The 12,476-nt window shown below is 39.5% G+C and carries 12 protein-coding genes; 4 read left to right on the top strand and 8 right to left on the bottom strand.

Annotation, left to right across the window (positions count from 1 at the left end; genetic code table 11):
- Positions 1-44 precede the first annotated feature (44 nt).
- The 4 genes from rplT to thrS form a co-directional block, all read right to left on the bottom strand.
- Complete coding sequence (rplT, locus tag CGC50_RS12580) at positions 45-389, bottom strand: 50S ribosomal protein L20 (protein ID WP_002667677.1); 345 nt, start codon at positions 387-389, stop codon at positions 45-47.
- A gap of 92 nt (positions 390-481) precedes the next feature.
- Entirely contained in the window at positions 482-679 is a 198-nt protein-coding gene (gene rpmI / locus CGC50_RS12575) for a 50S ribosomal protein L35 (protein WP_009641953.1), read from the bottom strand.
- 42 nt (positions 680-721) lie between these two features.
- Positions 722-1,273 (bottom strand): translation initiation factor IF-3, encoded by a 552-nt coding sequence (gene infC, locus CGC50_RS12570; protein WP_081451923.1) that lies wholly within the window; start codon positions 1,271-1,273, stop codon positions 722-724.
- A gap of 18 nt (positions 1,274-1,291) precedes the next feature.
- Complete coding sequence (thrS, locus tag CGC50_RS12565) at positions 1,292-3,241, bottom strand: threonine--tRNA ligase (RefSeq protein ID WP_095911081.1); 1,950 nt, start codon at positions 3,239-3,241, stop codon at positions 1,292-1,294.
- A gap of 202 nt (positions 3,242-3,443) precedes the next feature.
- Between thrS and CGC50_RS12560 the strand changes: the two genes are divergently transcribed.
- Together CGC50_RS12560 and CGC50_RS12555 are read left to right on the top strand one after the other, a co-directional pair.
- Complete coding sequence (locus CGC50_RS12560) at positions 3,444-3,737, top strand: DUF721 domain-containing protein (protein WP_002667715.1); 294 nt, start codon at positions 3,444-3,446, stop codon at positions 3,735-3,737.
- A 42-nt stretch (positions 3,738-3,779) separates the two neighbouring features.
- The gene (locus tag CGC50_RS12555; RefSeq protein ID WP_095911080.1) at positions 3,780-4,946 is read left to right on the top strand and encodes a MalY/PatB family protein; all 1,167 of its coding nucleotides are present in this window, start codon (positions 3,780-3,782) and stop codon (positions 4,944-4,946) included.
- A gap of 83 nt (positions 4,947-5,029) precedes the next feature.
- Here the strand turns inward: CGC50_RS12555 and CGC50_RS12550 are convergent, their stop codons facing one another.
- From CGC50_RS12550 to trpS, 4 genes are all read right to left on the bottom strand, one after another.
- A complete protein-coding gene (locus CGC50_RS12550; RefSeq protein ID WP_095911079.1) occupies positions 5,030-6,421 on the bottom strand; it encodes a type III PLP-dependent enzyme domain-containing protein in 1,392 nt (463 codons plus the stop codon).
- Positions 6,422-6,788: 367 nt separating this feature from the next.
- The gene (locus CGC50_RS12545; RefSeq protein ID WP_095911078.1) at positions 6,789-7,970 is read right to left on the bottom strand and encodes an OmpA family protein; all 1,182 of its coding nucleotides are present in this window, start codon (positions 7,968-7,970) and stop codon (positions 6,789-6,791) included.
- Positions 7,971-8,102: 132 nt separating this feature from the next.
- Positions 8,103-10,022: a PBP1 and LysM peptidoglycan-binding domain-containing protein gene (locus CGC50_RS12540; RefSeq protein ID WP_095911077.1), complete on the bottom strand. Its 1,920-nt coding sequence runs from the start codon at positions 10,020-10,022 to the stop codon at positions 8,103-8,105.
- Positions 10,023-10,035: 13 nt separating this feature from the next.
- Positions 10,036-11,007, bottom strand: coding sequence for a tryptophan--tRNA ligase (gene trpS / locus CGC50_RS12535; protein WP_002667886.1), 972 nt, complete (start codon positions 11,005-11,007; stop codon positions 10,036-10,038).
- Between the two features lie 133 nt (positions 11,008-11,140).
- Here trpS and smpB point away from each other — a divergent pair, with 133 nt between their 5' ends.
- Both smpB and CGC50_RS12525 read left to right on the top strand, forming a co-directional pair.
- Positions 11,141-11,599, top strand: a complete 459-nt coding sequence (gene smpB / locus CGC50_RS12530; RefSeq protein ID WP_002667833.1) for an SsrA-binding protein SmpB — start codon at positions 11,141-11,143, stop codon at positions 11,597-11,599.
- Between the two features lie 2 nt (positions 11,600-11,601).
- Positions 11,602-12,315, top strand: coding sequence for a tRNA1(Val) (adenine(37)-N6)-methyltransferase (locus CGC50_RS12525; protein WP_095911076.1), 714 nt, complete (start codon positions 11,602-11,604; stop codon positions 12,313-12,315).
- Positions 12,316-12,476 lie beyond the last annotated feature (161 nt).

Below are 12,476 nucleotides of genomic sequence, written 5' to 3'. Positions count from 1 at the left end.
GGGATAGCCTTTTTTACAAACAGATATTTTCTTTGATGAAACGTTTATTTTACTTTTTCTACAATTGCTTTGAAAGCCTCTGGGTGATTCAAGGCTAAGTCAGCGAGAACTTTACGGTTAAGTTCTATCTTATTAGCCTTAAGAGCTCCCATGAACTTTGAATAAGACAATCCATAAGGACGAACCCCTGCATTGATACGAACAATCCACAAAGCGCGGAAAGTTCTTTTCTTATTACGACGGTCTCTGTAAGCATATACCAACGCTTTTTCAACCGCGTTCTTGGCAACTGTCCAAACGTTCTTTCTGCGGCCAAAGTACCCTTTGGCTTGCTTCATTATTTTTTTTCTACGCGCTCTACGCGCAACTGCGTTTACTGATCTTGGCATAAATTTCTAATTTTTTTTTTTGTAGTAGGCGACTTTACGTTCTTTTTGAGCCATACTCCAAGGTGAGACAATTATTTTTAACCTGGAAACAATTATTTTAAGCCTAATTGTTTCTTTACACTAGCCTCGTCATTAGTATGTACTAAGGTAGCGTGTGTAAGAGCTAACTTACGTTTTTTAGCTTTTTTAGTCAAGATGTGACTTTTGAAAGCGTGCTTTCTTTTGATTTTACCAGAGCCCGTTAGTTTGAAACGTTTTTTAGCACTGGACTTAGTTTTAATCTTTGGCATTTTGTTACTTAAAAATTAATGAGGAAAATATCTGTTATTTTGTTATTTCTTCTTGATAGGAGCGATGAACATCGTCATACGCTTTCCTTCGAGCTTAGGCATCTGTTCTACCTTTCCATACTCTTCCAAGTCCACCGCTAAGCGCAAGAGGAGCTCTTGTCCCTGATCTTTGTAGACGATTGAACGGCCTTTGAAGAATACATAAGCCTTTACCTTAGCACCTTCTTTGAGGAATTTCTCCCCATGTTTTTTCTTGAACTCATAATCGTGATCATCGGTCTGAGGACCAAAGCGAATCTCCTTGATTTCCACCTTAGTTGCTTTGGCTTTTAGTTCCTTTGCACGTTTCTTCTGCTCGTAGAGAAATTTCTTATAGTCTACGATTTTACACACAGGAGGCTGGGCATTGGGAGAGATCTCTACCAAGTCCAATTCCATTTCTTCTGCAAGCCGTAAGGCTTCCTTTGTAGGATAGACACCTGTTTCCACATTGTCACCTACCAAACGCACTTCGGGGACACGTATGTCTCTGTTGATCCGATGTGAAGTCTTTTCTTCACCAGCGCTCTTACTATTGGGTACTTTGTTATTAATGGCTTTTCAATTTTTAGGTTAAACTTCTATTGAGAAAGGTCGTACATTTTTGTTTATTTCTTCTTGTATCAAGGTGATAAAATCAGCTATCTTCATACTACCTAAGTCTTCGCCTCCATGACGACGTACCGAAAGAGTACCATTCTTTTCCTCTTCTTCTCCTACGATGACCATGTAAGGGAATTTCTGTGTTTCTGCTTCACGAATCTTCTTCCCAATAGTCTCGTTGCGATTGTCCACATGAGGGCGCAAATCTGCTTCTTGTAATAAATTGGCTACTTTGTGGGCATAGCCTTCATATTTCTCACTGATACAGAGAATATTCACCTGTTCTGGCACCAACCAAAGTGGCAAGTTTCCTGCGGTATGTTCCAGTAGGATGGCGACAAAGCGCTCCATACTACCAAAAGGTGCTCTGTGGATCATCACTGGTCTATGCAGTTCATTATCAGCTCCTTTGTACCATAGGTCAAAACGCTCTGGTAGGTTATAGTCTACTTGGATAGTTCCCAGTTGCCAGCTTCTGCCTAATGCATCTTTGACCATGAAGTCAAGCTTAGGACCATAGAAGGCAGCTTCTCCAGTTTCTATCACATAGGTTAGATTCTTTTCTTTAGCGGCATTAATAATAGCATTCTCTGCCTTTGCCCAATTCTCATCGGTTCCTATATATTTGGATAGGTTCTCTGGGTCTCGCAAGGATACCTGTGCGGTAAAGTTATCAAATCCTAAGGAACCAAACACATAGAGTACCAAGTCTATCACATGCTTGAACTCAGCATCGAGCTGCTCTGGCGTACAGAAGATGTGGGCATCGTCCTGAGTAAAGCAGCGCACACGAGTAAGTCCATGTAGTTCCCCACTCTGTTCGTAGCGGTATACAGTACCGAACTCCGCAAAGCGCTTAGGCAGATCCTTGTAGCTCCATGGGTGAGAGTTGTATATCTCACAATGGTGAGGACAGTTCATTGGCTTGAGCAAATATTCCTCTCCTTCGTTAGGGGTAGCAATAGGTTGGAAACTATCTTTTCCGTATTTTTCCCAGTGTCCTGAGGTTACATATAGGTTCTTATGTCCTATGTGTGGGGTTACCACTTGTTCGTATCCCGCTTGTTTCTGTGCTTTGCGCAAGAAAGCTTCTAAGCGTTCTCTCAGGGCAGCTCCTTTAGGCAACCACAAGGGCAACCCTTGTCCTACCTTGTTGGAGAAAGTAAAGAGCTCTAACTCCTTACCGAGCTTGCGGTGATCTCGCTTCTTGGCCTCTTCCAAGAGTGTAAGATACTCTGTGAGATCTTTCTGCTTAGGGAATGAGATACCATACACTCGTGTAAGTTGTGGATTGTTCTCATTACCTCGCCAATAAGCACCTGCTACACTAAGTATCTTTACAGCTTTTACAAAGCCTGTGTTAGGCAAGTGCCCTCCTCTACAGAGGTCAGTAAAAGTGCTATGATCACAGAAGGTGATACTGCCATCTTCTAAGGCTTCTATCAGTTCTGTCTTATACTCATTCTTTCCCTTATAGTAAGAAAGAGCTTCTGCCTTGCTCACTGGGCGCATCTTGAACTCATACTTACCACGAGCTATCTCAAGCATCTTGGCTTCTATCGCTGGGAAATCCTTGTCTGTAATTGTATTTCCATTGAAATCCACATCATAATAAAAACCATTGGCAATAGCTGGCCCTATAGTAAGCTTGATATTAGGGTATAGTTCCTCCAAGGCTTGCGCTAATATGTGCGCTGAAGAGTGCCAAAAGGCTTTCTTTCCTTCAGGACTATCCCAAGTATATAACACTAAACTTCCGTCCGTCTCAAGGGGCGTAACCGTCTCTATAGTCTTACCATTGTAGCTGGCTGATATCACATTACGAGCCAAGCCTTCACTAATACTTTGGGCTACTTCAGCAGGGGTGATTCCCTTCTTGTATTCCTTGACAGAACCGTCAGGCAGTGTAATTTTTATCATGGGTGTAATAGTTGTTAAAAAACTCGGCAAAAATAAGATTTTTTTTAGTAGTAACCAAATTATTTTCGCAATTTTTTCTACACTCCCTTTTTATATGGTTTTTTGCTAAAAAATCTCTTAGTTATGGTTTAATATATTTTCTTCTTTTTCTTATGTTTTTTCAAAAAAATATCACTACCTTTGTACTGTTTTTTATGAAGATATGGCCAACTTTTACAATGAAAGCTCCCTGAAGGAGATTATCCCTGCTCTCTTTAGCCAATACAACCTTAACTATGGCCTTGACAAGGTACGTGTGAAGGAGGCTTGGGTGGAGATTGCAGGTATGGGAGTGGTGAAATATACCGAAAATGTACGTCTGCAAGGAGATAAATTGTTCATTTCGCTAAACAATGCCTCCCTGAGAGAGGACTTAAACCTCCGCAGAAGTGAATTAGTCCAACTCATCAATGATTTCCTGAAAAAGGAAGTGGTAAAGGAGATTGTCATTTCATAGTCTCCTGTTTTTCTTTTATCATTGTAACTAAATTATTTAACTATGATATATAATTTTGACGAAATTATCGACCGAAGAGGTACCGATTCTCTAAAATTGGAAGCTCTTCTCCCTCGCTGGGGACGCGAAGACTTGATCCCTATGTGGGTAGCCGACATGGATTTCAAAACACCTCCCTTCATCGTAGAAGCGGTAAAAAAACGTATAGAATGCGAAATCTTTGGCTATACTGAAAAACCCTTAGCTTGGTATCAATCTATAATTGATTGGCAAAAAAAACGCCATCAACTCTCCATTGATAAGGAGATGATTTGTTTTATCCCAGGAGTGGTGCCTGCCTTGGTCATGGCTATTGAGGCTTTCACTCATGTAGGCGACAATGTACTTATACAACCGCCTGTATATTACCCTTTTGCCGCAGCTATCCGCAATACAGGACGAAAAGTAGTCACCAATCCTCTACTACTCCAAGAGGGACAGTATCATATCGATTTTGAAGACTTTGAAGAAAAAGCTAAAACTTGCAAGCTCTTTATCCTCTGCAATCCTCATAACCCTGGGGGGCGTGTGTGGACAAAAGCCGAATTGGAACGCTTGGCTGCTATCTGTCTCAAGTACAAGGTACTGATGATCTCTGATGAGATTCATGCTGACTTGACACTTCCTTCCTATCAGCATGTTTCCTTAGCAAGCCTCTCCCAGGAAGTAGCAGACAACTGTGTTACTTTTTCTTCTGCCAGCAAGACCTTTAACATGGCAGGGCTTGCCAGTGCTTATGCCATTATCCCCAATCCAGAGATTAGGCAAAAATTCTTGGACAAAACCGTAGGCTATATGCTCACCGATGGAAATATTTTTGCTTTCCAGACAACGGTCGCTGCCTACCGAGAAGGAGAAGAATGGCTCAGCCTACTACTGACTTATGTGCAAGGGAATATTGATTTTCTAATCCAGTATATTGATGAACACTTGCCTAAGGTAAAATACCTTGTTCCTCAGGCTTCCTACTTGGTATTCTTGGATTTCAGAGCATTAGGCCTTTCCCAAAAAGAATTGGTTGCTTTCTGTACCAATCAGGCTCACTTAGCCTTGGTCGATGGTAGTGTCTTCGGCAAAGAAGGTACGGGCTTTATGCGTATCAACTTAGCTTCTCCACGCTCAGTAATCAAAAAAGCACTTGACCAACTCAAAGAGGCTTTTTCTAAATAGAATTAGCACTTCTCAGATACAAAGAGTGAGTTAGACTTTGTCTAACTCACTTTTTTCATATAATTACCTTTTCTTATTTTTCACTAATACCCAAGTATTTTGAGCATTTCTTCCGCTTTTTGTTGTTCCATAAATAGGCGCGTAGTGAGCGCTCCATCCTTATTCCTATCTATAAGAACTATTTTAGGCTGAGGGATCAAGCAGTGTTGCAATCCTCCTACCCCTCCTATAGAGTCTTGGTAAGCTCCTGTATTGAAAAATCCTATATACAAAGGCTTGTTTTTGTTATACTTAGGTAGGTAAATAGCGTTCATATTCTGCTCACTATTATAGTAATCATCGCCATCACAAGTGAGTCCTCCTAAGAGCACACGCTCATATTCATCATTCCATCGGTTGATAGGGAGCAACACAAAGCGCTTGTTAATTGCCCAAGTATCGGGAAGGGTGGTAATAAAGGAGGAATTGATCATATTCCATTTCTCACGGTCATTCTGTTGTTTCTGGTACATGATTTCATAAATGGCTCCTCCTGCCTCTCCTACTGTAAAGCTACCAAACTCAGTAAAGATATTTGGTACAGGCACTTTCTCCTGGTCACAAGCTATCTTTATCTGTCGAATGATCTCATCTACCATATAGGCATAGTCATATTCGAAAGCCAAAGAGGTCTTTATCGGAAATCCTCCTCCTATATTCAAGCTATCCAACTCTGGGGCTACTTTCTTAAGCTGTATATACACTTTCAAACACTTGAGTAGCTCATTCCAGTAGTAAGCATTGTCCTTAATCCCTGTATTGATAAAGAAGTGTAACATCTTGAGGGTTACCTTCTTATTATCTTTTATCTCTTTGTTATAAAAAGGTACAATATTCTTATAGCCTATCCCTAACCTACTGGTATAGAACTCCGAACGAGGATCCTCTTCGGAGGCTATACGGATTCCTATATTGTAATTTTCCTTTATTTTTTCATCAAAAAGATTGATCTCTTCATAGTTGTCTATGATAGGCATACACTTATCATATCCTCGATTGATAAGATCAGCGATACCATCTATATAAGCATCACGCTTGAAGCCATTGCATAGGATATAATTTTCCTTGCTGATAAGCCCTTCACTGATGAGGTTATTGATGATATTAATATCAAACGCCGATGAGGTCTCCATATGAATATCATTCTTGAGAGCCTCAACCATCACATGCTTAAAATGAGAACTCTTGGTACAATAACAATAGTTATAAGCACCCTTATACTTATGCTTCTTAATGGCTTTTTCAAACCATTTTTTAGCTCTTTGGATATTCTCTGATATTTTAGGTAGATACATGAACTTCAGTGGTGCCCCATATTCACGCACAAGTTCCATTAGGTCTATATCATGAAAGCGAAGTTCGTCCCCCTCCAAAGTAAATTCATCTTGGGGGAAATAGTAGGTTTGATCTATCAGATCTATATATTTATTTTTCATTTTATTTACGTATTTATTTTAATTGTTGAAAATTAATGGGTACTGAATAAATAGAAAATAAAATTCAAATTCTTAGGGAAAAAGTCCTCTTATCTATTCTCTGTAGTGGCTCCTTTGTTATTAAAATAGGAAAAAGAACAGAAGCTCTACACCTAAGCAGCTGCAGAGTCTTTCTTATGGAAAAAGAAATTGAGGGAGGCTCAATAAGTTTCTTCATTGATTATCAAGCAATTAGATTATTATTTACCTAAATAATATATCTCCTATAGAGAGCGCAAATATACTACTTTTCTTCAAATATGAAAAGTTTTTTTATAAAAAAACCACCCTCATGCGAGGGTGGTTTTCAAAATACTAATATTTTCAATTATTTCAATTCGAATGTTACACGACGTGCTAACTGACGAGCGTTAGAAGAATTAGCATTAACTGTCTTATCTTCTCCTTTTCCTTCGAAAGAAAGCTGTGAAGCATTGATACCTCTGTCTACTAACAATTGTTTGATAACTTCAGCACGTTTAGCAGATAGTTTTTGGTTGTAGTTTTCGCTTCCTTTTTCATCAGCATAACCTACTGCGTTCACACTTGCACCAGAGTTTTGTTTCAAGTAGTTAGCAACAAAGTCCACTGCCCACAAAGATGATTTTTGAGGTTTTGAAGAGTTGAAATCGAAGTATACATTGATGTATCCTTTTTCGATAAGCTCACGAGCAGCATCTCCTGTAGCATATTTGTTTTCAGCATTGGAACCATATTTTTCATTAAGATAGTTTTCCAATTCGTCTGGAATACGGTTTCCGTTAGTATCCACCATTCTATCTTCTTTTTCATCCAATTTTTTAGCCAAGTTTGCTACATCGCTTTCTGCTTTTGCTATACGATCTTCAGCAGCTTGTAGTTTTCTTTCAAGCTCTTTTCCTTCACTATACCAGTCTGCGTGGATCATGTGACGACCCAAAGCTACTTGAAGACCAATAGTTCCGGTAAAGTTTAACCCTTTGAAACCATCGTGAGTAGTATTGCTAAGACCATCGAAAGTTTTGTTTTGTCTAGCATACCAGTATACAGACCCATCAAACAATAAAGCTACACGATTGCTAAGACGAACTTGTGGAGTAACACCAAAGGTAACGAACCCTAAGTTGTCTGCTTTGTCAAAATTATCACTTTTCAATTGGCCAATTCCTACACCTGTGTGTACCAATAGACCAAGATCACGAGTCCAATCTTCGAAAGAAAGCACACGACCTACATTGGCCACTGCTTGCAAGTTTACATTCCATAGGTTGGAATTGAATTTAGGAGAATTATCACCTTCTACGAACTTATCGTATCCTCCTCCTAATCGCAAACCAAACTTGTTATTGAACATATAACGAACACCTCCGTTAACTGTAAAGAAGTTTGGGGTTTTTGTCGCATATCCTGATGTAAATTCGCGAACAGGTTTGTTAACCCCTCCATTTACATCTATCGACCATTTGTTGTATTCTTGAGCGTTTGCTCCCAAGGCTACAAGTGCTGTCAAAGCTAAAATTTGCTTTCTCATAAATGTGATTTTTAATCCTTAATTAAATTTCATTAATGTAGGGGCAAAGGTATAACTTTTTTTCATTTCAACAAAACTTTTCTTTAACTTTTTACCCCTCTTTCAGTATTTTATAATTTCTTTAGCTGTTTTCTAATAAATTTCACTTATTTGCAAATCCTCATAACGCAGTATGTAAACTGCTCTATTCTCATATCCTCCTCCCTTTGCTGCATTCTTTACATATTGGAATTTGTTCTCCTGATAGGAGGTTTCTCCTATATTGGCTTCTTTGATAAAATTCCCTACCAAACTAGTTCGCAATACTGCATCCATCGTGAGATCAAATCCTCTAAAGGCATATTTGCTAGGCGATATTTTATAGGTCTTGAGGTATTTCTTTATAAAAGGATTGCTCTCACCTGCATATCTATTGGCTGCTGGATAGGTGAATTTCAGTGCTGATAGCTGGCTATTGGATATACTATTGTGGTCATAAGCATCTCCCTTATCCAAAGTAGCCATAATAATATTATAGTTCTTATTCTTCCCATTGATTCCAGCTATGTTGTATAGTATACGTATCGCATCAGAGAGGAATACCACATCATCTGATGATACAAAAACTATATTTGTCGCCTCTTTGTTCAATGCACTTTGTATACCTTGTATATTATCTACATTTTTAGCCTGAGAAAAAGAGGATAATAGTTTTTCATTCATATCCTTACTCTTGGCATCGGATAGTAATACAATATTGGCATCTGGATATTTCTGATTGATAAAGCTTATCATGCTATTCTGTTGTACCTCTATTGTAGGGACTGTCTGGAATACATTGGGACGGAGTTCTATATTTCTGTTGGAAAGAGGTGCCAATATAGCAATATTGTCGGAGGTGATTGTCTCCGATAGAGCATTGAAGGCTGAAGGAGAAAAGGGACCTATAATCACTTGTGAGCTCTTCAGACCTTCACTGGAGGATATGGCTTTCACTCCTTGAGCATTCCCATTGCTATCATACACATTCACCGTAAGGGAGAATCCCATTTTCTGCAGAGAATCCAAGGCCATTAGAGCTCCTGAATAGAAATCTGAGGCTATGGCTGTTATTTTTTCTTTCTGCAATTTGATCTTAATATCAGCTATATTCCCCGCCTGTATTCCATTGACTCTAAATGGCAATACGAAGGAAACTGTCTTGATATTGGAGGGATTCATGCCGGATTTTATCTTAGGATTTGCATCAGTGGCATTGCCTGTGGCTACATCTGTTTGGGAGGCTCCTCCTAATGTAGCTACATAGTCTAAGAAATTGTTCTTAGGTATCCAGATCTGGGCTTCTAACTTGATTCCGTCTTTGAGCTCCGGATTGAGCTTTTCCAGCTCTTTCTGTGAAAGGCCAAACTTGCGTTCTAAGCTCATAAACCCTTCCCCTTTCTCTACTTGATAAAGTACCAAAGCCTTGTCTGTAGTCACTTCTGGAACACCTGATTTCCCTGCAGGTACCCATATTTCCATCCCTTCTTTTAGCGGATTGGGCAGGTTGGGGTTGAGTCGTTCTAGGGTTTCTTGAGTTACTCCATAGTTCTGAGCTATACGCCATAAGCCTTCTCCTGGCTTTACGATATATTTGGTAAGTCCTTCCTTGCCTTTGGATATTTCTTTAGGGGCATCTCGGTAAAGAGGAATCGTAATTTCCTGTCCTTTGCGCAACTCTTTCTTGTACAATACCATATTGTAGCGACGTAGGTCATCTTGTGTAATATGGAACCTCTGCGCCAGTCCATAAAGTGTTTCTTTGTCTTTTACTGTATACTTCTCAAAACCAGTAGGTTGCTTTTTATTAAAGTAGCTTATTTCATCTCCAGGTATGATAAGCAGCATTCCTTTCTGTAAGCCTTTTTCCAAAGTGGGGTTTAGGGACTTTATATCACTGGGGGATACACGGAATACCTTGGCTATACTCTCAAGAGTATCTCCCTCTTTTACTGTATAGCTATTGTGTTGTTTAGGTTGTGCCCATAGGCTAAATCCTGTAAGTACACACAAAAATAATAGTATTTTTCTCATTCTTTATGTTTTTTTACAAATATCCTAATTTTTCTCTTACACGTTGTAGGGTTTGCTTTGCCACTTGTGAGGCTTTTTCAGCACCTTCTCTGAGTATTTCATCCACTTGAGAAAGGTGATCCATATAGTAGGCAAACTTCTCTCTGGGCTGAGCGAATTTTTCTAAAATAAGCTCATATAAAGCAGTTTTAGCATGTCCAAAACCATAATTTCCTCCTCTGTAATTGGCTGCCATCTGGGCGGTCTGTGCTTCTGTGGCTAATAGCTTATACAGGGCAAAAACATTACAATTGTTTGGATCTTTAGGCGCTTCCAAGGGGGTACTATCCGTTTGTATAGACATGATTTGTTTTTTCAATTCTTTATCTGACAAAAAGATATTGATATAGTTCCTTCGAGATTTGCTCATCTTTTCCCCATCAGTTCCTGGAATAATCATAATATCTTCTCGAATACTTTCCTTAGGGAGTACAAAGGTCTCTCCCATCTGGTAGTTAAAGCGACCAGCTACATCGCGAGCAAACTCCAAATGTTGTAATTGATCCTTACCCACAGGAACTATCTCTGCATCATAGAGTAATATATCGGCGGCCATGAGCATGGGATAGGTAAAAAGACCTGTATTGACATCCTCCAAACGATCGGCCTTATCCTTGAAAGAATGTGCTAAGGTAAGTCGCTGATAGGGAAAAAAGCATTCCAAATACCATGCCAATTCCGCAGTTTGCGCTACATCACTCTGGCGGTAAAAGGTAACTCGCTCATAATCCAATCCAAAAGCCAACCAAGTAGCTGCCACTTCATAGGTGTTTCTCCTAAGTAATGCGCCATCTTTGATCTGGGTAAGGGAGTGCAAATCTGCTATAAAAAGGAAAGAGTCATTTTGGGTATCCTTTGCCATTTCTAAGGCGGGCAATATGGCGCCTAACAAATTCCCTAAGTGAGGAGTTCCTGTGCTTTGGATACCAGTAAGTACACGTGCCATAAATTAATATCTCTGTGAATATGGTGCAAAAGTACAACTTTTAATTCATATAAAAGTATTTTTAGATAAAAATAACGTATATTTGCGCCTGAATTTTTAAAGGTTGTTTTCTATTCTATTATTTACTTTAACTATGCAAAATAACGTCAATATACAGAACAAACGTGCACGTTTCGAATACGAACTCTTAGATAAATATATTGCGGGTATCGTCCTTAGGGGTACCGAGATCAAATCTATCCGCTTGGGAAAGGCCTCCATCGCTGAAAGTTTCTGCGAGTTCAATGAGAAGGGAGAACTCTTCGTGATCAATATGACTATTGAGGAATATGCTTGGGGTACTTACTACAATCACAAGCCTAAAAGTGAAAGAAAGCTACTACTGAAAAAACAGGAACTCAAAAAGTTACACAAAGAGGTCAAAAACTCGGGGCTTACTATCGTGCCTCTAAGGGTATTTCTCAGTGAAAAAGGATTCGCTAAAATGGAAATTGCTCTGGTAAGGGGTAAAAAACTTCATGACAAGCGTGAGACGATCAAGGAAAGAGACAACAAGCGTCAGCTGGATCGTATCAAAAAGGCTTACCAATAGTTATGAGCAGTCCATTTCGCTTCAAACAATTTTCTATCTCTCAGGAGTATAGTCCTATGAAGGTAGGCACCGATAGTGTATTACTGGGAGCATGGACGCCTGCTACCAATCCTACTTATATATTAGATATAGGAGCCGGAACGGGAGTGCTTTCCCTGATGATGGCTCAGCGCTTCCCTCTCTCCCATATCCATGCGGTAGAGCTTCACTCTCTATCGGCCAAGGAATGTAGGCTGAACGTATCTCTCTCCCCTTGGCATCAAGCTGTTGAAGTTTTCGAAATGGATATCCGTGATTTCGCCTCGAAAAGTGCTACTGCTTATGATCTTATCATCAGCAATCCTCCTTTTTTCTCCGAAAACACGCTCTCACCCGACAGGGTACGAGCTATGGCTCGTTCCAATGAGTATCTTCCTTTCTCCGATTTACTCTCTTGTATCCCTTTGTTATTAGCCCCTCAGGGCTTTTTCTCTGTGATTATTCCCTACAGAGAAGAGGAGTCTTTTTTACAAATAGCAATGGAAAACGGCCTCTTCCCTACTCAAATCCTTCATGTTCAGGGGAATTCCCTCTCTCCTATAAAGCGAAGCCTACTTTTATTACGTGCTCAGGAAAGCCCTTTGCCTACTGCTGAAAAGCTTATTATCGAAAAAGAACGTCATCAATATACACAAGAATATCAAGAACTTACCCGAAATTTTTATTTACAATTCTAAATAAATTCTTAAAATATAATTCGTATTCAAAAATAATTCGTAATTTTGTGCTCATCTCAAGGGGTGCTGTAAAAAGCTGAGATTATACCCATAGAACTTAGGCTGGTAATGCAGTCAAAGGAAAAAAATGAAGTCTATCTAATTACTATATCACTTGGCTT

This window comes from Capnocytophaga gingivalis (assembly GCF_002302415.1).
GTDB lineage: Bacteria > Bacteroidota > Bacteroidia > Flavobacteriales > Flavobacteriaceae > Capnocytophaga > Capnocytophaga gingivalis.
This window is presented reverse-complemented; position numbering and strand designations above follow the sequence as displayed.